Source organism: Eggerthella guodeyinii, assembly GCF_009834925.2.
Classification (GTDB): domain Bacteria; phylum Actinomycetota; class Coriobacteriia; order Coriobacteriales; family Eggerthellaceae; genus Eggerthella; species Eggerthella guodeyinii.
In genome coordinates this window covers 949155-970810 of sequence record NZ_CP063310.1, presented here as the reverse complement: position 1 = coordinate 970810, position 21656 = coordinate 949155, and the positions used below count along the sequence as shown (strand labels likewise).

Genomic DNA, 21656 nt, shown 5'->3' with positions numbered 1-21656 from the left:
ATCACCTACACCTTCCGCACTTCGACAAGGGTGTCTTGAAACGCTATGCACGTACCCGCCTGGAGCGTATCCTCCCTTGGAGACAGATCGTCGTTCGTCAGCTCTTGAAGATTGCCTTTGATCATGTACCTCGTCCAAAGACCCTCGAAGATTCTGGTACAGCCAGGTCGAACGATCTCGTTTTCTACCACCTTCACCTGGATCGAGCCACGATCGTTGTAAACCTCAACCACATCGCCAGCCGAAAGAGAACGTCCCCGCATATCAATCGGATTCATTTCAAGACGAGGCTCGTAGAACTGCTTGATCCAAGCCGCATCGCAGAACATGCTGTGAATTTGGAATTTCGTTCGCGCCTGATAGAACTGCAAGGGGTATTTCTGACGCAACTCACTTTCCGGATGGACCTCTTGCGGATCCTCGTACACCGGAAGCGCCTGACCGGAATCCAAGCGTTTCTCCAGATAAACGTCGAATCGACCTGAATCCGTCTTCTCCACTTGGGACGCATACGCTTCGCGGATCTCGTCGATGCCGGGAAGGGGCACAACGCACTGATTGTCGATGAGGCTTTTCAGCGTGATCCCCTTGATCTTCGAATCCGTCGATTCTGAAAGCTGGTATTCGCAGAACTCGTACGAGCTCTGCGGCAGGGCATCTTCGGCAACGCCCATCGTTCGGGCAAGGAGACGCTCTATCTCGAGATCGGGCTTGCTCTCGAACAGCGGGTCCAACACCTTGCCTTGCGCGAGAACATGGCCGTAGGATACCTTCAGCGATTCAACTTCTTCCGAAGTCTCGAACTTGGAGCATGCAGGCAGGATGATATCTGCCCAATCCGCGCTTGTCGTATGGTAGATATCGATGTACAAAATGAAATCGAGCGTATCGAGCCACTCTTTGGTGACGTTCATGTTCGCATAATGCTGCTGAAACATGTCGCCAAGGGCAACGTAAGCGTGCACCCCGTTGTTTTCGTATCGCATCCTGTAGGAAGCCATCTCTTGCGTTGCAACCTTGTATTCCGGAGGAAGCTTCCATGCAGCGAGTTTCGCCGACCAGCCGCTGTAATTGCCTCCAACATGGACGCCGATGCTCGCACCGGGCTTTCCGTAATTGCCCGTAAGCGCCGCGAGCACACCTGCCGCATGGCCGCAGATATCGGAATTCATATATTTGTCCGATCCTCCCCAACCAAGAGAGAGCGTCGCAGGCGTTTCGAGCGCATACCGTCGCGCAAGGTCTTCGATGGTTTCGACCGGAATCGCCGTTTTCTCCGTAGCCCACTCAACGGTAAAACCGTTATCTTTCTGGATCTTCTTCAGGAGCTCGAACACCGTCGTGTACGTCGATCCGTCGATCTCGTACTCGCCGGTAAGCGCCGGACTCACAACGCCGGACTCGTACGGCATCGCAGCATTGGATACCGTATCCCATACCATAAAGCCCGGCGAATCTTCTTCTCCAGCACTAGAGTTCGTCGCAGAGGCGTCCCCATACGCCACCCATGCAGTCTCCCCGCCTTCTTCGGAGGATTCGCCCCGAGCCCGAAGCAACTTGCCAGTCGCCACGTTCACCAAGAACGGAAAAGACGTTCCGATCTTCATCGATTCCTCGTCATACCACTCATGATCAAGAATGCAACTGATCATACCCTGGAACAGGGCGCCGTCAGTTCCCGGCTCGATGGGCACCCACTGGTCGGCCTTTCCGGCCGTCGTCGTGAAGTGCGTGTCAACCGATATGATGGTTGCGCCCGCCTCCTGAGCCTCGAAGAAATTCTTCGCGGAAGCGACGCTTGATTCGAGAAAGTTCGTGCTTGTAAGGATCACCGTTTTGGCACGACGCCAATCACGCGATTCGCTCGTGGAGATAACGAAAGAAGACGAGTCGCCAATCATCGGACCAAGCCCGTTTCCGACCCCAATGTCGATACCCGTTCTTCCGTCCTGCTGGGCATTGAACACTTGCTTGAGATGTGGGTAGCGAACCTTCACATCAGAAGTGCCGGCTACCACTACAGCCTCTTTCCCATACTTGTCCCAGACATCACCGAGGCCCCTTTTTACCTCCTCCAATGCCTCATCCCAGCTAATCGCAACGAATTGCCCCGATCCACGTTCCCCCACTCGCTTGAGCGGAGTCTGGATGCGCGCCTCACTGTACACGTGCTCGATTTCCGATATGCCGCGAACGCAGACGATCTGATAGCGCTTCGCATACGATTCGGCGTCATTAGGCTCGATGAGAGCGAGCCGTCCGTCCCGCACCGTACATTTCAGCGAACAATGCCCCGTGCAATGGCTCTGATGAAAGGTGTAGCCAATCGTTTCTTGCGCCTCGGCGTGGGCTTGGGTGGGCGCGAGCCAGTTGTCGGCCGTGACCATGCCGGCGGCACCTGCGAGGCCCAAGGCCCCTGCCGCTGCGCCCGTCGCCTTCAGAAAGCTCCTGCGCGTGAGCCCGCTGTGCGGGCTGCTCGTTCCTGACATGTCTCCTCCTCAAAGATGTCGTCAGGATATCCCCGTAGTGCCGGTCGCGCGGTCCTCACACCGTCCGACCAACAAGCCTCATGCGAGGATACCCCCTCTTCCTCGTGAGAATTGGCCAAATTCCACTGGCCCCACTATACGAAATTATCCTATGACAATCAAGGATTGTCATAGGATAATTTTCAGGTGTCATTATACTATTTTATGGATAATTTTTCGTGATTCCGCAGGTCATGTTCTTACTCTCCTTCGCACGAGGCTCGAAGGATAGCACAGGACACGCTTCGCGCACCGGAGAATCATGGGAACAAATGTTTCACGTGAAACATTCGAGGTGCGCCAGGGAGCGGAGGCGGAAGTGAGGAGCTTCCGCCTCCAAGGGGGTGAGGAGCCCCTTCCCCAGCGTCACGGGTTGGACGCGATCAGGCAGCTTGCGCGGTCGTTTCGTCCGACGGCTTCAGCAGCTTGCTCGCCAAGACGAGGAACGCCAGCGCGCCGAGCGACACCACGCCGACGACCACCACGATCTCGACCCAAGTGGGCGCGTACACGCCGAGCGTCGACCAGATGTCGGTGGCACCGGCATGGACGCCGGCCGACGACCCCGAGGAGATGCCCGGCGCGCCGTACACGTTCGGATGGACGAACGCCGTGAACAGCAGCCACACACGCTTGAAGAACACGCCCACCACCACGAGCGCCGAGGCCAGGATCACGAGCTTCGGGCGCTGGCGGTTGGCCGAGAACACGAGGATGCAGAACGGGATGAGCAGCCCCGCGATGATCTCGAACCAGAAGAAGGGCGAGGTGACGCCGTTGAGCAGCGTGCCGAGCGTCTCCATGCCGCCGGCGGTTTGCGGGTAGGCCACCGTCAGCAGCTCGCAGCCGATGAAGAACGCGTCGACCGCAATGCACGTGGCCAAGAGGCCGGCCAGCGTGGCCATGAGCTTGCGGCCGAGCTCGAACACCTTCGCCGCCTGCAGCGCCAGCAGCACGATGAGCAGCAGCGCCAAGCCCGAGTCCATGGCCGAGGCCACGAAGATGGGCGCCATGATGGCCGAGTACCAGGCCTCGCGCGCCAGCTGCAGGCCGAAGATCCACGCCGTCACCGAGTGCACGAGGATGGCGATGGGCAGCGCGAACCGCGAGATGATGCTGACCGCGTGCGGGTTGGCCCGCTTCGATGTCATGAAGTACAGGTAGAGGACGTTGATGACGAGGTAGCAGGTGATCACGCAGATGTCCCACAGAAGCGGCGACATCGGGTTCGGCGACACGAGCACGTTCCAGATGCGCTGGATGCCGCCGAGGTCGATGAGCACGAACATGCCGGCGCAGCAGATGCACACCGTCGACAGGATGATGGCCGGCACCGCCACCTTCTTGAACTGCGCGATGTGGAACACCGACGCCGAGGAGGCCACGATCAGCCCGCCGGCCGACAGGCCCACGAAGAACATGAAGCAGGTGATGTAGAGGCCCCACGACGTGGAGTTGTTCATGCCGGTCACGCCCAGGCCGTTCATCAGCTGGTAGATCCACGTGCCCACGCCCACTGCGGCCAGCACGGCCAGCACGACGGAGGCGGTTTTGAATTTCATCGAGGTTCCGAAGGTTCCCATGGCGCTCCCCTATCCGTAGTAGTGGACTTGCGGGCGGGTGCCCTGTTCTTCCAGCAGCACGCCGGCGCGACGCTCCCGGACGATGCGCGACACGTCGCTGTTCGGGTCGTCCAGATCGCCGAACACGCGCGCTTTCGTGGGGCAGCACACCACGCACATGGGCTCATCGCCGCGGTCGGTGCGCTCCTTGCACAGCGTGCATTTCTCCACGACGCCCTTGCCGCGCACGGGCACGTCCTTGTCGCCGTAGTTGAAGTCGGGGTCGCGGCGCGGCTCGTTCCAGTTGAACACGCGGGCGTTGTAGGGGCAGGCCGCCATGCACGTGCGGCAGCCGATGCACTTGTCGTAGGCGATCTCGACGCGGCCCTTTTCGTCCTTGTACGTGGCGCCCGTGGGGCACACGCGCAGGCAGGCGGGGTTCTCGCAGTGCTGGCACGCCACGGGAAGGTAGGCGCGCGACACGTTCGGATACTGCCCGACGGCGCCGTCCACGATGTCGCATCCCTCGGTGAGCACGCGGTTCCACAGCATGCCCATGGGCACGTTGTTCTGCATCTTGCAGGCGTTGGCACAGGTGTGGCACCCGATGCAACGCCCCGTGTTGATGGCGAGTCCGAATCTGGTCATGGCGCCCACCTACGCTTTCTTCACTTCGACGAGCGTGTCGTTGTACGGGATGACCGGGCCGTTCAGCAACGCGCGCCCGCGGTCGGATATCCCGGGATTCGTGACGTTCTGGATGTTGCCGGCGCTCATGAACTTCGACCACTCGCCCTCGAAGATGCGCGCGGAGCCCGGGCGAACCGACTCGTCGCCCACCACGGGGCAGGCGAAGCTGCCGCGATCGTTGAACGCCTCCACCGTGTCGCCGTTGGTCAGGCCGCGCTGCTCCATGTCCGCAGGGTTGAGGTGCAGGGCCGCCGTGGAGTACTGGCGAATCCATTCGGCGTCGCAGAACTGGTTGTGGATGTGGAAGCGCGTGCGCATCTGGCACAGCTGCAGGGGGAAGCGGTCGCGCAGCTTGCTGTCCGCGCCCGTCTCCTCGGGGGCTTCGTAGGCGGGCAGCGCCTGGTCGAATTTCACGAGATCCGGGAAGTACACGTCGAAGCGGCCCGACGCCGTGGGAACCTTGCCTTCGGAGAACGGCACGGCCGACGGAGCGCGGTACGGCAGCACGCCCTGGTTGGCCTGCAGCTCCTCGAGCGTGATGCCCGCGACCTTCGCGTCCTTCGCCGTGTCCAGCATGCGCACGATGCGCTCCTCGTTGGTCTTCGGCAACGAAGCATCGATGCCGAGGGCGCGGGCCAGCTCGCGCTCGAACGCGAAGTCGGTCTTGCTCTCGAACAGCGGCTCGAGCACCTGCTGGCGCAGCATGACCTGGCCCTTGTTCGAGCGGACGCCGCCGAGCGCCTCGTCGCTCTCGAAACGCGAGCAGATGGGCAGCACGAGATCGGCGTACTGCGCGCCCGTGCTGTGGTACACGTCGGCGTACACGATGAAGTCGAGGCCCTGCACCCACTCGTCCAGCTTGTTGAGGTCGGCGAAGCGCTGCTGGATCTGGTCGCCCACGCCGATGAAGCACTTGACGGGGCTGTCCACGTAGGGAAGCTCGAAGGCGGGGACGGCCAAGGTCGAGGGCTTCATGTCCTCCGCAAGCGGCCACGCGCCGAGTCCGGCGCTGCCGTAACCGAAGCCGGGATAGCCCACGCCGCCGCCGGCGCGCCCGATGTTGCCGGTGATCGCGGCCAGCAGCCCGGCCGCATGGCCGGCGATGTCGGCGTTGCCGTACTTGTCGTTGCCGCCGTAGCCCACGGCGATGCACGCGGGTCCGCCCGTGGCGTAGCGCTCGGCCAGCGACTCGATGGTATCGGCCGGGATGCCCGTGACCTTCGACGCCCACGCGGTGTCGTAGCTTTGCTGGTTCTTCTTGAGCAGCGAGAGCACCGTCGTGTACGTTTCGCCGCCGACGGTGAAGGTGCCTTCGAGCGCAGGAGACTCCACATCCGCTGCCGGGCGTGCGGCCTGCGCCGCGTCGTCCCAGACCAGGAAAGGGTTGGCTGCGCCGTCCTCCGGCGCGGCGGCCGCCGGGTCGACCGCATGGTCGCGCAGCAGCGTGCCGTCGGCTTGCGCCACGAGGAACGGCAGCGAGGTGCGCGCGCCCACGTACGCCTCGTCGTACCAGCCGTTGTCCAGCACGTGCGTGATCATGCCGAGGAACAGCGCGGCGTCGGTGCCGGGTTCGAGGGGGATCCACTCGTCGCACTTCGTGGCGGTCGTGCTGTAATGCGGGTCGATGGCGATGGCGTGCATGCCCACATCCTTCGCGTCGAAGAAGGGTTTGGTTTGCGTGAGGCTCGACTCGATGAAGTTGACGCCCACGAACAGCAGGGTCTTGCAATTCATCCAATCGGCCACGCCGTTGAACGCGCTCACCGCGCCCAGGGGGCCGGAGCGCTTGGCGCCGCCGTAGACGGGAGCCAGGCCGTTGGCGTAGCCCACGTCGATGCCGCCGACGGTGTCCATGGACGCGCTCAGCAGCTTGCCCAGCTCAGACGCCACCTCCGACTCCATGGCGATGCTGGCGAACACGCTCTGCTTGCCGTAGGCGTCCCAGCATTTCCGCACTTCCTCGGCGAAGTAGGCCGCCGCCTCGTCCCAGGAGATGGCGACGAACTCGTTGGCGCCGCGCTCGCCCACGCGCTTGAGCGGCGTTTGGATGCGCTCGGCGCTGTAGACGTGCTGGATCTCGGACAGGCCCTTGAGGCAGACAGTTTGCAGTCCTTCCTTGGCCTTGTCGTTCGGCTGGATCAAGCACAGGCGGCCGTCGCGCACGGTGCACTTCAGCATGCAATGCCCGCGGCAGTGAGCCTGGTGGTAGGTGTAGGCGACGCGTTCCTCCGGCTCCGCGTACGCCTCGGTCGGTGCGAGCCAATCGTCTGCCGCGAACATTCCTGCAGCTCCCGCAACGCCCAGCGTGCCGGCTGCGGCGCCCGTGGCCCTGAGAAAGCTGCGGCGGGTCAGCGTCGTGTTTGGCCTGTTCGTACCTGACATGGTTCCTCCTCGTCACGCTCGCGCCCCGGCGCAAAGCGTCGCTCGTCGTGTCAGGATGGCCGCCGGCACCTCGCGGAACCTGCGGACATCTGGATGGAATTGGCCAAATCCTATTAAAGTACTATAGTAAATAATCCTATGACAATCAAGGTACTGTATATAATTTATTTACATTTGATTGTATTATTTTGAGGATAGTACGACGCGTAGGCGCACCCGTATTCTCGCGCAAAAAAAGAACGGATGTTTCACGTGAAACATCCGTTCTCGATCATCGCATGTGCCGCATGCGGCCGCCGCTACGCCCCCGCGCCGGGCCCCTTCCCCAGCACGTCCTTCGCGGCATCGCCCAGCACGTCGCCGAAGCCCTCGCTGAAGCTGCTGGGCACCACCACCGTGCCGCCCGTCTCGCGCACGCTCTCGTACAGCAGGTGCATCGCGCGCAGGCGCAGCGCGGCGTCGTTCTTCGCGTACGTCTCGCCCATGTCGTCCATCATCTCGCAGATGTCCTGCTCGGCCTCCATGAGGATGATGCGGGCCTTCTTGCGCTGCTCGGCCTGGGCCTCCAGCGACATGACGTCCTGCAGCTCCTTCGGCAGCAGGATGTCGCGGATCTCCACCGACAGCACGGTGATGCCCCAGGGCGCCACCTTCTCCTCGAGCACGCGCTTGAGCTCGCGGTCGAGCTGCTCGCGGCGGATGGCCACCTCGGCCACGCTCGCGCGCCCGATGGCGTCGCGCAGCGCCGTCTGGGCCGCCAGCTCCACGGCGCGCGTGAAGTCGCCCACCTCGATGCAGGCCGCTTTCGCGTCCCACACGTGCCAGAACAGCACCGCGTTCACATCGAGCGGCACGAGGTCGGCCGTGAGGGTCTCTTCGGCGCCGAACGTGGTGGCGCGCACGCGGGTGTCCACGCGCATGGTGTTCTGCTCGATGACGGGAAACGTCCAGAACAGGCCCGGTCCCGACACGCGGTTGAACGTGCCGAAACGCAGCACCACCACCTTCTCCCATTGCTGCGCGATGTGCACGGCCGCCGTGGCCAGCAGCGCGAGGACGAGCGCGACCGCGATGGCCGCGACGCCCACGCCCGCAAGCGTCCACCACGCGCCCAGCACGAGGCCGAACGTCAGCAGGAACACCACCGCCGAGAACAGCAGCACGCCGGTGCTCGACGCGCGCTCGCCCACGATCTCGGTGCTGGCCTCGGGGACGACGTGCCAGCGCGCGTGCGACGACGCGGAGGGCGATGCGGGCGCACCGCCGACGCCCCGTGCCGTCTCAGCTTCGTTTCGCCTGGTCTTCACCCGCATCACGCTCCTGCCTGTTTCTTGCGTACCGTGCCGCCCACGTCGACCGGTACGATGCGCGCCGTGCCGTCGCCCCGCTCGAGCGGCGGCTCGAGGCCCTCGTCCTTCTTGATCTGCTTGATTTTCTTGATCATGCACTTCTGCACGTCGTCGAGCGACAGCCCCAGGTCGCGGCAGGCCGCCACGCAGTCGCTCATGATGCCGTCGACGTCCTTCGTGTACTCCTCGTCCATCTCGGCGTCGAGGTCGCGCACGAACACGCCGCGCCCGCGCGTCGATTCCAGGTAGCCGTCGGAGACGAGGCTGAGGTACGCCTTGTTCACCGTGTTGTAGTTGATGGATATCTCCGAGGCCAGGCCGCGCACGGTGGGCAACTGGTCGCCCGGCTTGAAGTACCCCGAGTTGATGAGGTAGATGAGCCGCTGACGCAGCTGCACCCACAACGGCACGTCGGTGGTCGAATCCACTTCGAACGGAAACATATCACATCACTCCCATCGAGCTGAGCACCGGGTGGGCACCAGCCGCAACAACGCAGAACCGCATGACGAACCCGCCGGCCAGCACGCACGCCGCCGTGAACAGGGCGACGCCCGGCAGCGGGCGGCGGCGATTGGCGAGCACGCCGTCCAGCACGAGCGGCACCGCCAGGCCGAGCGCGACGAAGCAGCCCCAGAACAGCTGCGCGTTGGCGCCCGCCACCAGCTCCCGCACCGACTGCGCGGCGGCGAGCTCGGTGCCGTTGGACAGCGGCGCGCCGGCCAGCGAAGCCGCGTACACGAACACCGCGACGACGATCGCCTCGATCACGATGACCGCGGCATCGACCGCCGCCAAGCGTCCGAGCACGGCATCGAACGCGGATGCCACGCCCGTGAGCTGGGCAAGCGCCAGCAGGCATGCGATGCCGCACGACAGCGACGAGGCCGCGAACAACGCTGGCAGCCACGGCGTGGACCACAGGGGCACCGCGCCGAGGCTCTGGAGCAGGAGCCCCGTGTACACCATGACCACCGCCGCCACGAGCGCAGTCGTCACCTGGAGGATGCGCACAAGGGCGACGTTCCAGGTGCCGACGCCAAGCCACGCGAAGCCGAGCGCCGCTGCGAGCGCCAGGCACGCCGCGAGCGCCCACGACCCCACCGCCAGGTACGACGCCGTGGGGTGCAGGAGCAGCAGGATCACGCGCTCGGCGTTGCCGAGGTCGGCCAGCAAGCACACGATGCCGAGCGCCAGCAGCACGAACGCGGCGGCGAACCCCGAGCCGAGCAGCTTGCGGTACGCGGCGTTCGGACGAAGGTGCACGCCCGGGGGCGTTGACACGCATGCGCGCGGAACGAGCAAGCCGAGCACGGAGAGCACGAGAGCGAGCCCCGCCCCGGTGCCGCCGAGGAACAGGTAGCACACGACCAGATCGCTCAGCACGCCGCCTCCCCTCGTCGTTTGCGGGGCGGCACCCCGCGCCCGCACGCCGTCGTCCCGCGCACCCGCCGCCCACGCGCCTAAATAGTCATAGGATAATTCTATCACGCACGGCGGTGCCGCGCCATCGCAACGAAAAACGACGCGATGGCGAAAATCTTGAAGCGACCGGCGAATTTTCCATAAATATGCCCCAATGTACCCTCGTGGATACACGCCTTCGTATTCATCGGGTTACGCTTGACGCATGGGTAATCTCAGCAAAAAGCAGACGATGGAACGCAAGGACCCCCTTGTGAGAAAATACGCGTCTGACCTTGGGACAAACCTCCGACAGATCCGTAAAGACCAAGGATTGACGCAGAAAAAGCTGGGGCTCATGATCGGCTCGGAACACTCTCGCATCAGCAATATCGAATGCGGCTACGTCGCCTTGAGCATTCCGGACCTCGTGAAGCTGAGCCGCGCGCTCGACGTCGACCCCTGCCAGCTCGCCGACCTCGCGCCGCTCAAGCTGATCGATTATCCCGAGCAGGCGGACGGCCACGCGCGGCTGTAGCCGCCTTCCCGACGCACGCTCCCAACTTTACAGCTGGTCCACCAGGCTCTTCAGCTTGCGAACGAGCCCCTGCGGTAACGGCACGCCGACGCGATCCATCTGACGCGCCTCCTCCGCGTTGCGGATGGCAAGCTGCAGCACGCGGGCCGCATCGGCCGTCGTCTTGGGCCGCGACGCTTTGAGGTGAGCCTTCAGCTGGCCGAGCGTCATCTCCTGGCGCTGGTATTCGGCGAACAGATCGAGCTGTTTCTGGATCGGCAACTCCGAGATGGCACGCAACGTGAGCGGATCGATGGCCCCCGCCTGCGCCTCCACCTGCCAGTTCTCGTTCAGGTCGCCCGTGAGAAGCTCGGCCTGCTCGCGCGTTTCGCGCAGGCGCCTCTCGGCCGCGATGGCGCGTTTGACCGTGGCCGGCGACACCGACTGCCCCGTCTCCTCGGTCACGATGCGCGCGATGATGTCGTTCGTGCGCACGCCCTTGAGCGACGGGTCGGCCTCGCGCAGCGCCGGCACTTCCCTGCCGATGGCCGCGTAGCGCGCGCCGCGCTCCTCCTGAGACAGGCGGCGAGTCACGAGGTTGGTGACATTGAGCAGCACGCGGGCGCGGGCGTCGTCGAGGTCGTCGACGAGCGTGACCGGGATGGCGCGGAAGGCCGCGTCCTCGCGGGCAAGGCGCTTGTACGCCTCGAGTCGGCGGTGGCCGGCGATCATCTGGTAGGCGCCGTCCGGCAGCTTGCGCACGAGCGGCAGCTGCCCGAGGCCCTCGGAGCGGATGGACGCGACGAGCTCCTGCATCTCGCTTTCGTCCATGGTGAAGTCGTTCTCCGGGTGCGACTGGATGCTGTCAACCGGCAAAGTGAGCGTTTGGTAGGGAGATGACATAAGCGGAAGCCTTTCCTCAATTTGCATATTTTAACTAAAATATACGTATTAATTGCATACTGCTTTTCATTTTACGATCACATGCATTTTCAATATCGAATACTCCAAAACCAATCAACCACGGGGTCACCGTGACCCCGCTCATCATACCACCACCCCGTCCCCGATAAGCGCGGTTCTCGCTTGGAGTGGAGAACTCTTAGGGGCATTCTCGTGCACGCTACTTTTGATACTCACCAATAATTCGGCTTAAATCTTTTACAAATTCTTTGTCTAAACTACTGACCACTCTCGTAATGTGATCTCTATCGATCTTCGTTTTTTTAATAGCATGAGCGACGCTTTCAGGATCGTCTCCTTCATAAAACTGTATGCAATTTGCTATAGCGGCGTGACTCAAAGGACCAATATTAACAGCAACTACCGAAAGACCATGATTTAGGTAGTTCAGGACTTTTGAGGGAAACGATGTTAACGCATAGGATGCATTTCTATCTTGAGTGCATAGTCCAATATCGCATGATAGAAGGAGCCGATCGAAATCTTCTCCTATTAGCATTCCTTCGAACGCAATTCGATCTCCTATTTCTGGGCTTAAAGCCTCTATTTCTCCTTTTAAAGATGCTGTTTCTTCCTCGCTGCCATAACCCGCGAGATGAAGTATATAATTGCTAGGTAGAAATTTCATGGTTTCCACCGCCCTCGATGCACCTTTCCCTGCAGCAAAAATTCCAGAGTAAACAAGATGGATGCTTCGATTGTTCTTTTTGTGCGGTCGCATACAGATTTCGTACACACCGTAATCTATTATTGATGGTTTTTTTTCCGTGTTAACAAGTTGTTCCAGAAGTTCTGTAGAGAAAATATACGAATCAGCCCTCTGGAAGTATTCAAATTCTTTCTTTTCTAGTTTCTCGCTGCCAAGAACATCTCCGTATATCTCCTCAACTTCAATGAGGAGGTCGAATCCTCTGATTTTTTTAAGAAAAGACACGAGGGGCATATAACGGGGTGAGTGATACACGATCAAGCAATCACTTGGGTTGATATTTCTTAAAATATAAATAAACAGTTGAATCAATACTATAATTTTATTCACCAATCGCGTGAAGGGTTTATCGCCCCGAAGAGAATCGAAGTAGATTGCTGAAGTGAAACTATCGAGCGCGATCTCTTCACGCGATTGATGGCATTCGCAGCAAGAAGCGCTAGCAGATATGACCTTAATCGCACAAGAACTTCTTTTCGCCACGCTTAAGATATAATCTATTTTGCTCTGGGCCGATCTTGGACGCTCTCTTTTTCCGATTCGCTCACCGTCGCAGAAAAATGTTAAATAATACAACCCCATTTTATCCTCGTGATTTCCTGCGAGCTCAGTGGAAGAGTTTCTGTTTCGCAATATTCAAAAGTAGGCCTATCTCTCTGCGAAATATCGCTCCAGCAATCAGCATGCTCACAATCGCAGACAGAATAATCGACGTCGGATTACCTAGTATGAAAATCAAAGCACTCAACACAACCCACATTGTGCACAATACTACCGTTTTCCATTCTATGAGAAATCCGAGTTCTTTGCGCAAGAGGAACGCTCTTATAGCAATGGCAATTACAAATCCAAGAATGACTGCTAGGTTCGCTCCGTTTGCTCCAAATGTTTTGACGAGCGGGAACGAGAGTCCAACAGCAACTACTCCAGCAGCTGTAGCCGAAAGCATGATAGGACGTGTTTTCTTGATGGCATAAAACACGTTTCCGATGAATGTTGCATATCCACTGACGAGAGAGACCGCAAAAAAAGATGGAACGAGGCTCAGGGCCGACGCATATTCGCTCGACACAAACAGCGGGAAAATGAAGAAGACGACGGGAAGGAGGAGCGCAAAAGCCGATGCAAGAAACTGCAAATATGTGTTGCAAGCCCCGGAGTAAAATGATCCTGGAGCATCCCGGGTGCTCGCAGAAAAAGAGATGTCCTGCCAAGCATACGCAAAGCATGTTGTTGCAAGCATAATAATCTGCCCGAACTTGCTCCCCACAGAGAATACACCACTTGCGGAGTAACCAAAAACTGCGTTATATACCAGTTTTGTTGCGCTCGTTAAAAGCCAGAATGAAGCGGTATTGAGGCAAAGCGGCAATGAGAAGCGCAGTAGGTCGATTACTAAGCTGCGATCCAGCTCACCCCGCCGGAGGATTGAACGGAGATCAAGCACGAAGAATAGGTATACGGTCTGCGATAAAGCCCCCAGTATGAAGCCTATATACATAGCCGAGTAATCGAATTTGAAAACGAGCATGAGGATTAGGTTCGATGCAAGCACAATGCCGGTATTTATCACTCCCGAGACAGAAAACTGAGCATTCTTTCCATATCCCCTAGCAATAAAGCACATGTATTGGGAAAGCGCCCCGGCAATGCCGTACCCCACGATAAGCGCGACATATCGCGTATTTAGCAACGAGAAAAGCACCAATGCAGCGACGATAAAGACGATGCTTGAGCCAAAGAAGATAACAGCGCCATTCTTGACAACATTCGCCTTTTTCTCGGGGCTGTCAAAGTCATATAAGAATCTGAGTACCGCTGACCATAATTCGAAAAAGAGTACCGAACTCACAAGAGAGACATACACGAGCGAGATATCGTATACTCCAAAATCTTCCGTAGGAACGGTGCTCGTGTAGAGAGGAAGGAGAAGGAAAGTCAGCATGCGAGACAAAACCGAGCCCACAAGAAAAAGACTTGAGTTTTTGATAAATGAGATTATATTTCCAGTACTTGCCACGAGTCTTCTACCGTGTATATGCTCAGTCAAAAAAGAGCTTCTTCACCGCATGGAGAATCGGAGCGTACGCATACGCCTTCCTCCACATCGGTACTCGATAAAACAACTTCATGGCATGGTGGTATCCGCTGCCTCTCAGCGATGCATACAGGTCGTCTCTTGTGCTTGGCAAAGGCTTTGTCGATACGAGCCCAGCGTTGCGCGCAACCGCTTCATCTACCGAATGCTCACTGAGCGTCATTTTTTTGCTCGCATATTCAAACCACTTCTCGCCCTTAGGGGAATTCGGCAATATCATAGATACGCCATCTCTCGTCGAAAAAGTATCGTTAAGCTCCTCGATTCTCCAAAAGCTTCCCAGCGTAATATCTGCGACACGCTCGATCTGCGCGTAAGGACACCTGTAACAGATGGTGTCAAAGCAATCGCACTTCCCAAACGCATAATGATAAGGAACAAGGCGGTAATCATCTATCGTACGTTTGATAATGCGACCACCATCCTTCTCGATAGTGAAAACCGTAGTATGCGAGAATCCATTTTTATGCTTATCCCGAAACGAAAAATTGACGATTCTCCCTTTGTATTTTTTCTCATAAGCTCGAATATGCTGCTCGAAAAACATCGGACTTGGAACTCCATAGCACGGCACGTCTACGGTAAGTAGATGAGAATAGTCGACTTTGAGAAAACTCCGCAATCCGGCGACTTGGCAAGGCGTCCCAGAGAACAAAACGGTTTTCCCGGATTGAAGCACAGATCGGATGCTCCGAAAAACGTCAGGAGTCACAAGACTCTGAACGTATTTTGATCCATGCATGCGCGCGATAGCCGATTCGTCTGTCGACAAGCTATGAACCGCATGCATGTCAGAATCCCACACGACGCCGCACACTGCCCCTCCCCTTGCGATCACTTCAGCAGATAGAGCGGAGAAGGCTCCCCCCGAAGTTGAAAGGAGTAGCTCATCTGCGTTCTTGATTTGCGCAGCAAAAGCCTTTATCGGTCGATGCCGAGCGGGAGAATGCTCAACAGGACAAGCTGAGGCGCACTTTCCACAACGAATGCACTTTTCGAGATGGAGTTGAGGGCGATAGAAACCGTCCGCGTTGCGCCCGCATTCGAGAGCATCGCTTTCACACGCCGTAACGCATGCCATGCAGCCAAAACAGTTATCTTCGGGTAGGGCTTCGCAAATGCATTCAGTCATTAGTTGTCTTCCCGTCTTAGGGGGTCTCAAGTGCAGTTCTCAGATAATTGATCGACAAAGCCCTCGTAGAAACCAACGCGTCCCAAGCAGTAGAAAAGTCACACGATTCGAGATCAATGCGAGAGAGATCGGCCTCCTGCTTTACTATACGTTCTGAAAGATCAAACGTTTCTAGCAAATTGCTTACTCTCGAGTTCATATCGGCACCCGCCTTACCGATCTTCTCCCTCTCGAACACTATGAAAGGGGTTCCAAACAGGATTGAGAACACAGTCGCATGAAACGAATCTGTGCAAACAAAGCGAGCATGGTCGACCAGCCAAAGAAACTCAGACGGGCCGACATCGAAACGCTTCTCAAACGGAGTTTCGAGCGATGCCTCAGAAAGAGCAATGGAGACCACGGGGAGACCGAGCGCTTTTGAAAGCATCTCGACGGATTGAACTTGAAACTCGGAGCTACGAAATTGATAGACAAGAACAAATTCATTTTGTATATTCTTTAACGGCACTTCCATACCACGCCAGCGCTCTGGTTCCAACAGTAAGGTTGGATCAAGGGCGACAAAGCATTCCTTGCCAGTTAGGCTTTCGATAATTCTCGCCCCGCTTCGTTCGCGAACTGAGATACTGTCGAATTTCAAAATCAGCTCATTGAACTCATCTGAACATTCCGCCGGAAGAACGTTCACCCCGACGCTAGGAGCATAGGCAATTCTTCGTTTTCCCAAAGGTGCGAAATCGAGAAAATACCCTCTGTCGTTAGCATTTCCTTTGAATACAGGATTCCAAATTTGATCACTCCCGCACACATATTGATCGAACTGAGGGGGATCGTGCCGGATTGAATCCCAGCAGTGCCTTTTCTCCGAAAAAAAGACCATGTATTTATCCTGAAAAGCGCGAAAAAGCTCTGTCCTACCAATTATCTGATCGCTTATCTTTTTCCGCTTTACCTTATTAATAATGCGTTTAAGTTTCCCGCTAGAATTGATAAAGCTCGCGATCTTGCCCCTGTTTGTCGCTTGATTTCGAAGACCATCGTATCGAATGATCTGGGGATCAAAACCCATATCTCTAAGCACGGTAAACAATGCAAATCCTTGCAATACGGCACCATAGTTGTTGAGAAACGACTCCTCGCTTGTCATAATGCCAATTCTATTCTTCATGTTTTACTTCCCTCATACGGAACTTTTCGAATTTCTTGAATGCTTGCCCGAAGGCATAATTCTACGACGATGTTTCGCTGATCGAGCTTTGACTCGTCTGCCCTGGAATCTGGTCGTCCTGAGAATTTTTGCTGTCTTTCATAGTGAGATACCCCAGGAAGATTCCTAAATATTCCGACGCCATGCCCTCCGTATACACGTGTCCCCCTAAGATCGAAAATGCAAGTACGACAATCAAGGCCAGGATAAGAAGAAACCTATCCCGCGACTTGTTTGTCCTCTGCGCCCCTACTCCTTCGACAACCGGCAGTAAAATAAAAAAAAGCCCAACCAGCCCTGAAGAAAAAAGGATTTCAAACAAATCCATTTCAATGCCGCGAACATCCCCTGAGCTTTGAACTATGTTCGCCACGCCATGCGTAACAGAATAAAACCCGTCGCCTACTAGGAGAGAAAGCGGAGTAGCTCCGCTAACAAATGTCGTGAATCCAGCTTCAAGAAGACTGTTTCGTCCAGAAAAGAGATAGTTTATCCATGATTGACCCTGAACTGCGGTTACGTAATGGAGACGGAACAGCTGGGACTCGATAACTTCGTTTATGCGATCGCCGAATATCGAAAGGCCCACGATAACGCCGATGCCGAGCAGTAAAAAGGACCATAACCGTCTCTCGCCTTTTTTCCCCATTTGATGCAACATGCTCAGTACGAGAATAGGAGCAACCAAGATGAGCGCCGCTTTGGATCCAAGCAACACCAGACACAGCATAACGATCAAAGTCCATATGAGACGAATAGGACTTTCGAATCCAAATTTCAAGGACATCGTGAACAGGATTAGAAGCACTGACGTAAGGGCGTTTTTCGAGAGGATCGAACCATAGGCACCAGCATCGTTTTGGTTGAGGCTCATCACACCTGCATACGTCAGCATGAGAAAAAACAGAGGGATGATGATAATGGACAGTTTAAAAAAGCCATCCATCTGCTTTTTGTTCAATAGCCCTCTTTGATAAGAGGCTTTTATCGCCAGAAAAATAAGGATACAAGAGAGCACCTTGCTCCAATAGACTCCCGAGGCAACTACGCCGGAGAAACCGAAACAAACCTCACGCAGCGACTCCAATGCGAAGAAAGCGATACACAGAATCATTATCTGCACATCTCGTCGCCTACCAAGGCTGAACACCACCAACATATCCACAACAAGGAAAACTGCTCGAATGACCTGTCCTAGGGGTATAGGAAAGCCGAAATGTGTAGCGATCTCGTTTATGCCGTCCAAAAACAGCGTCATGTATAGCTGAAGATATAAAAGTTTTACTACCCCGCTCGACGGGTCACGCACTACGAATGCCCCCTTCGACAAAATCAGATTACTTATTGTCGGCATCCTGAACCTTGTGGCTTGCGTCGTAAGTTGAATGCAATACCTTGTTGATCTCGGAAGCCATTCGCTCAGGGGTATACCGCGACGCAGCCTTTCCGCATGCGGAACGTATTGTTTTCAGTTCTTCTTCGCCTGCATCAAGGTAGTGAATAGCTTTTTGCACGAATTCCTTCTCGTCCCATCCCTCAACAATGGATCCAACATACTCATTTTCGATAACCAATGGAACGTCTCCCACCGAAGTGGACACCACGGGAGTTCCCATGTGGAGGCTTTCAAGAACCACTAGACTCAGAGCTTCGCTTTCGGAGGCGAATAGGAAAACTCGCGATTGATTCAGATAGGACGCAAGCCGATGCTTGTCTACATTCCCAAAAAATGTAACGGACTTCCCACATCCGAGTATGTTCGCCTTTTCCTTGAGGGCATCTTCTTCCTCGCCGCTTCCGCAGACAAGCATACGAATATCTGTTCGTATTTTTTGAATCGACGCGAACACTTCGAGGATGAAGTCGATATGCTTAATACGCGACAACCTGCCTACCGTGATAATGTATTTAAATCGAGAGTCGAGGGTCTCCTCCTGAATCAAATCGAGCATAGCGTCAAACGAGGAATGGACAATATCGATCTTATCCTCGAGCGTCGGTTTGAGATGGGGAACTAAGTCGAAGTACTCATCTTTTGAACGACATGCAGCCCAGATAATACGATCGCTGCCCTTAAGTGCGCTCTCGATAACCGTGTCGTAGAAAAGGGTAAAGGGTCTGGTTCTTAAAAGCGGAAACCTAGACATTCTTACGGTATAGTACGGATTTCCGTGTACATGGTAGACCAAAGGGACGTTCAAGCATCGCAACGGAGAGAAGAGTTCGGCCGAATGGAAATAAACAATATCGAAATTTCGTTCGGAGATCTGCTTGCTGTGCTTCCTCAATCCAAGAGCCATCCTTAATCTCAAGGGAACGAACCGTGATAGGTTTTGGGATATACTTGCGACGGGAAGCCAGTTATAATTCGACCCCGAAATGACCTTCTCCTGCCAACACCCTGTTTCTTCACCGTTGAAGCTCAAGCCGATAAGGCTGTACTCGGTTGATGGGTCACCCGTCGACCCTGAAAGCAGGTTTCTAAGCAGACTCACTTCCCCGCCCATCGGGTTCACATCGAAGTCGCATACAGCAACTATTGCTGCTCTCAACGGCTTCACGAACCAGCCCTCGATGCTTGTTTTAATAAACCAGCTGAAGCGTTTTTAGGTACAGGATGCTTATCATAGGCAAAAGCGGCGATTTCCTCAGGAAGATTCCTAACTGCATGACTTGTACTGCTGGCAATCGTCTCTTCGCATCTGTCTGCATCGGCAACACCGAGAGGCCCCCAATTGCCATCGCATCGGCCAATAACAATAACGCGTTCATGGGGAAAGGTTATAACCGACAAGATCTTTGCATCTGCGCGCTTCAAGGAAATCATCACGTCCTTTGGATTTGAATTCTCATTCTCAAGCGAACACCTTGCCGTTTATCTCTTTCATAGCGCGTATTGCCCCATTCAGATCGTCAACGACTCGCGAACCCTCACATCGCACCGTTTCGGGACATCCTCCTGTACTGTAAGTAACCACCGGTGTTCCGCACGCTTCAGCCTCAAGGTTCACTGTTGGATAGTTATCCTCACGTGTCGGGTTCAAGAAGACGTCGGTTGCCGAGTAGATGCCAACCAACTCCTGAGGTGAATCGGTGCGAGTCAGACCGATAACGCCCTGCGGCAATACCTTGATCTGCTTAAGGCTAAGCCCCACCAAAACGATTGCGCATTTCGAAAAATCAAGATAATGGGCCAAGCGCATGAAGTCGTCCAAACCTTTACGCTCGGTCCATGGCGATGCTACTCCTAGAATGACGAACTTATCCTCTAAACTGTACCGCTTGCGGAAATCGCCGGGGGTGGGCTTGAACACGGAACGGTCGACGGTGTTGTGCTTTACCGTTACGGGATACTTCGAGAGAAACGATCTGCCGACGAGATCGGCGAGCCACTGCGACGGCGTTACGATCTCCATGCGCCCAAGCGGAACGAGATTGAAGAGGTGCTTCTTGTCATGAAAGTTCCTCTCGCTCGCGTCGGCGAGAAACGATTTCGGGTACTCCCTCTTCTGAGGGCAATCATGACAGCTTGCCAGCCATCGATCGCAGTTGACATAGGTAAAATACGGGCAGTGCCCAGTGAAAGCCCAGCAGTCGTGCAGGGTCCATTTCACCTGGCAGCGATGGTTCGCGAGCCACTCGAAGATCATCTCGATGTTGATGTAGTAGCCGTGGATGTTGTGCAAGTGGACGACGTCGGGGTCTATTGCTTCGAGTCGTTCGAGCAGTCTGCGCGTGTCTCTTTTCGAGTAGAACCCGACTCGATCGGTCAGCCTCGAGAGGATGCCGTGAGCGTACACGCCGAGCTTCGAAGCACAGCATGCCTCGTGATCGGAGATGGTCTCGTGGCGACGCCCCCAGAAGATATAGGAGTCGACTCCCTGCTCCTTCAGCTCCTCGTGCAGATTGCGCATGATGGTGCCGGTCGACCCGTTGTAGAAGCTGTTGATCTGGACGTACCTCACGTCCTATCCCTTCCTCCACACCATCTGGTCCACGATGCCGGCGTAGGACTGGATGATCTTGACCGCCTTCGTCGAGACGTTCTCGTCGACGTAGTCGGGCACGTCCGAGGCAACGTCTCCCGAGCGCACCGCCTCCACGGCCAGGTCGACGGCCTGCAGCACGCGCTCTGCGGTGATCGATCCGATGACGAACGCGCCGGCGTCGAGCGCCTCAGGGCGCTCGGTGGAGGTGCGCACGCACACGGCCGGGAAGGGAAGCCCCCTCGAGCTGAAGTAGGCGGCCTCCTCGGGCAGCGTGCCCGAGTCGCTCACCGTGCAGAACGAGCCCATCTGCAGGCGGTTGTAGTCGGTGAAGCCCAGAGGGGCGTGCGTTCGCACGAGCGGGTGCAGCGCGGTCCCGGACTCCTCGAGGCGCTTGGCGCTGCGCGGGTGCATGCTGTAGAGCACGGGGAGGCCGTAGCGCTCCGCGACGCCGTTCACGGCCTCGAACAGCGTATCGAGGCTGCGCGGGTCGTCGACGTTCTCCTCGCGGTGGGCCGACAGCAGCACGTAGCCCTTGTCCTCCAGACCGAGCCGGCCGAGGACGTCGGACGCCTCGATGCGATCCCAGTGGGCGGAGAGCACCTCGGCCATGGGGGACCCGGTGACGAACGTCCTCTCCTTGGCCGTCCCCTCGGCGTTGAGGTAGCGCCTGGCGTGCTCGGAGTAGCACATGTTCACGTCGGCGATGTGATCGACGATGCGTCGGTTCGTCTCCTCGGGAAGGCGCTCGTCGAAGCAGCGGTTGCCGGCCTCCATGTGGAAGATGGGGATGTGCAGGCGCTTCGCCGCGACGGCGGAGAGGCAGCTGTTCGTGTCGCCCAGGATCAGGAGCGCGTCGGGCCGCACGCGGGCGAGGCACTCGTAGGAGCGCGCGATCACGTTGCCTATGGTCTCGCCGAGGTTGCCGCCGACGACATCGAGGTGCTCGTCGGGTTGGCGCAGCCCCAGGTCCTCGAAGAATATCTGGTTGAGCTCGTAGTCGTAGTTCTGGCCCGTGTGCACGAGCGTCTGGTCGAAGTAGCGGTCGCACTTCTTTATCGTCTCGGACAGGCGGATGATCTCGGGACGGGTGCCCACGATGGTCATGAGCTTGAGCTTGCCCACG

At 57.0% G+C, this 21656-nt stretch carries 18 protein-coding genes; 1 reads left to right on the top strand and 17 read right to left on the bottom strand.

The genetic code is table 11. The annotated features are described in order from the left end of the window. Positions 1-5 precede the first annotated feature (5 nt). The 7 genes from GS424_RS03900 to nrfD (GS424_RS03870) form a co-directional block, all read right to left on the bottom strand. Positions 6-2489 (bottom strand): molybdopterin-dependent oxidoreductase, encoded by a 2484-nt coding sequence (locus tag GS424_RS03900; RefSeq protein ID WP_160943412.1) that lies wholly within the window; start codon positions 2487-2489, stop codon positions 6-8. A gap of 422 nt (positions 2490-2911) precedes the next feature. After that, a complete protein-coding gene (nrfD, locus tag GS424_RS03895) occupies positions 2912-4111 on the bottom strand; it encodes an NrfD/PsrC family molybdoenzyme membrane anchor subunit (protein WP_160943413.1) in 1200 nt (399 codons plus the stop codon). Positions 4112-4120: 9 nt separating this feature from the next. Then, the gene (locus GS424_RS03890; RefSeq protein WP_035586529.1) at positions 4121-4738 is read right to left on the bottom strand and encodes a 4Fe-4S dicluster domain-containing protein; all 618 of its coding nucleotides are present in this window, start codon (positions 4736-4738) and stop codon (positions 4121-4123) included. Between the two features lie 9 nt (positions 4739-4747). Beyond that, on the bottom strand, positions 4748-7162 hold the full coding sequence (locus tag GS424_RS03885; RefSeq protein WP_160943414.1) for a molybdopterin-dependent oxidoreductase: 2415 nt from the start codon (positions 7160-7162) through the stop codon (positions 4748-4750). A 299-nt stretch (positions 7163-7461) separates the two neighbouring features. Next, entirely contained in the window at positions 7462-8475 is a 1014-nt protein-coding gene (locus GS424_RS03880; protein ID WP_160943415.1) for a slipin family protein, read from the bottom strand. Further along, entirely contained in the window at positions 8475-8954 is a 480-nt protein-coding gene (locus tag GS424_RS03875) for a GntR family transcriptional regulator (protein ID WP_035586397.1), read from the bottom strand. The genes GS424_RS03880 and GS424_RS03875 overlap by 1 nt, the downstream gene beginning before the upstream one ends. A gap of 1 nt (position 8955) precedes the next feature. Continuing rightward, entirely contained in the window at positions 8956-9897 is a 942-nt protein-coding gene (gene nrfD / locus GS424_RS03870; RefSeq protein ID WP_160943416.1) for an NrfD/PsrC family molybdoenzyme membrane anchor subunit, read from the bottom strand. Between the two features lie 271 nt (positions 9898-10168). Between nrfD (GS424_RS03870) and GS424_RS17900 the strand changes: the two genes are divergently transcribed. Continuing rightward, positions 10169-10453, top strand: coding sequence for a helix-turn-helix domain-containing protein (locus tag GS424_RS17900; protein WP_231566149.1), 285 nt, complete (start codon positions 10169-10171; stop codon positions 10451-10453). Between the two features lie 27 nt (positions 10454-10480). On the opposite strand, the gene GS424_RS17895 is transcribed toward GS424_RS17900, so the two are convergent. The 10 genes from GS424_RS17895 to GS424_RS03820 all read right to left on the bottom strand — a co-directional run bounded on the left by GS424_RS17895 (position 10481) and on the right by GS424_RS03820 (position 21655). Then, positions 10481-11335 (bottom strand): ParB/RepB/Spo0J family partition protein, encoded by an 855-nt coding sequence (locus GS424_RS17895; RefSeq protein WP_160943417.1) that lies wholly within the window; start codon positions 11333-11335, stop codon positions 10481-10483. Between the two features lie 220 nt (positions 11336-11555). Beyond that, positions 11556-12686, bottom strand: a complete 1131-nt coding sequence (locus GS424_RS03860; protein WP_160943418.1) for a glycosyltransferase — start codon at positions 12684-12686, stop codon at positions 11556-11558. A gap of 25 nt (positions 12687-12711) precedes the next feature. After that, positions 12712-14154 carry a lipopolysaccharide biosynthesis protein gene (locus tag GS424_RS03855; protein WP_160943419.1) on the bottom strand — a complete coding sequence of 481 codons (1443 nt, stop codon included), beginning with the start codon at positions 14152-14154 and terminating at the stop codon, positions 12712-12714. Further along, positions 14147-15334: a Coenzyme F420 hydrogenase/dehydrogenase, beta subunit C-terminal domain gene (locus GS424_RS03850; RefSeq protein ID WP_160943420.1), complete on the bottom strand. Its 1188-nt coding sequence runs from the start codon at positions 15332-15334 to the stop codon at positions 14147-14149. Before GS424_RS03850 ends, GS424_RS03855 begins: the two co-directional genes overlap by 8 nt. A gap of 16 nt (positions 15335-15350) precedes the next feature. Continuing rightward, positions 15351-16505 (bottom strand): polysaccharide pyruvyl transferase family protein, encoded by a 1155-nt coding sequence (locus GS424_RS03845; RefSeq protein ID WP_160943421.1) that lies wholly within the window; start codon positions 16503-16505, stop codon positions 15351-15353. A gap of 61 nt (positions 16506-16566) precedes the next feature. Then, positions 16567-17853, bottom strand: a complete 1287-nt coding sequence (locus GS424_RS03840) for an O-antigen ligase family protein (protein WP_160943422.1) — start codon at positions 17851-17853, stop codon at positions 16567-16569. A gap of 28 nt (positions 17854-17881) precedes the next feature. Continuing rightward, a complete protein-coding gene (locus tag GS424_RS03835) occupies positions 17882-19105 on the bottom strand; it encodes a glycosyltransferase family 4 protein (RefSeq protein WP_160943423.1) in 1224 nt (407 codons plus the stop codon). Further along, on the bottom strand, positions 19102-19371 hold the full coding sequence (locus tag GS424_RS03830; protein ID WP_160943424.1) for a hypothetical protein: 270 nt from the start codon (positions 19369-19371) through the stop codon (positions 19102-19104). Before GS424_RS03830 ends, GS424_RS03835 begins: the two co-directional genes overlap by 4 nt. Positions 19372-19399: 28 nt before the next feature. After that, complete coding sequence (locus GS424_RS03825; protein WP_218958881.1) at positions 19400-20509, bottom strand: glycosyltransferase; 1110 nt, start codon at positions 20507-20509, stop codon at positions 19400-19402. Positions 20510-20512: 3 nt separating this feature from the next. Beyond that, entirely contained in the window at positions 20513-21655 is a 1143-nt protein-coding gene (locus tag GS424_RS03820; RefSeq protein WP_160943425.1) for a UDP-N-acetyl glucosamine 2-epimerase, read from the bottom strand. Position 21656: the final 1 nt, after the last annotated feature.

What these genes read in the sequence shown, in the direction of transcription:
- GS424_RS03900 (WP_160943412.1), bottom strand. Translation starts at nt 2,489, where the DNA reads ATGTCAGGAACGAGCAGCCCGCACAGCGGGCTCACGCGCAGGAGCTTT.
- nrfD (WP_160943413.1), bottom strand. Translation starts at nt 4,111, where the DNA reads ATGGGAACCTTCGGAACCTCGATGAAATTCAAAACCGCCTCCGTCGTG.
- GS424_RS03890 (WP_035586529.1), bottom strand. Translation starts at nt 4,738, where the DNA reads ATGACCAGATTCGGACTCGCCATCAACACGGGGCGTTGCATCGGGTGC.
- GS424_RS03885 (WP_160943414.1), bottom strand. Translation starts at nt 7,162, where the DNA reads ATGTCAGGTACGAACAGGCCAAACACGACGCTGACCCGCCGCAGCTTT.
- GS424_RS03880 (WP_160943415.1), bottom strand. Translation starts at nt 8,475, where the DNA reads ATGCGGGTGAAGACCAGGCGAAACGAAGCTGAGACGGCACGGGGCGTC.
- GS424_RS03875 (WP_035586397.1), bottom strand. Translation starts at nt 8,954, where the DNA reads ATGTTTCCGTTCGAAGTGGATTCGACCACCGACGTGCCGTTGTGGGTG.
- GS424_RS17900 (WP_231566149.1), top strand. Translation starts at nt 10,169, where the DNA reads ATGGAACGCAAGGACCCCCTTGTGAGAAAATACGCGTCTGACCTTGGG.
- GS424_RS17895 (WP_160943417.1), bottom strand. Translation starts at nt 11,335, where the DNA reads ATGTCATCTCCCTACCAAACGCTCACTTTGCCGGTTGACAGCATCCAG.
- GS424_RS03860 (WP_160943418.1), bottom strand. Translation starts at nt 12,686, where the DNA reads ATGGGGTTGTATTATTTAACATTTTTCTGCGACGGTGAGCGAATCGGA.
- GS424_RS03850 (WP_160943420.1), bottom strand. Translation starts at nt 15,334, where the DNA reads ATGACTGAATGCATTTGCGAAGCCCTACCCGAAGATAACTGTTTTGGC.
- GS424_RS03845 (WP_160943421.1), bottom strand. Translation starts at nt 16,505, where the DNA reads ATGAAGAATAGAATTGGCATTATGACAAGCGAGGAGTCGTTTCTCAAC.
- GS424_RS03830 (WP_160943424.1), bottom strand. Translation starts at nt 19,371, where the DNA reads ATGATTTCCTTGAAGCGCGCAGATGCAAAGATCTTGTCGGTTATAACC.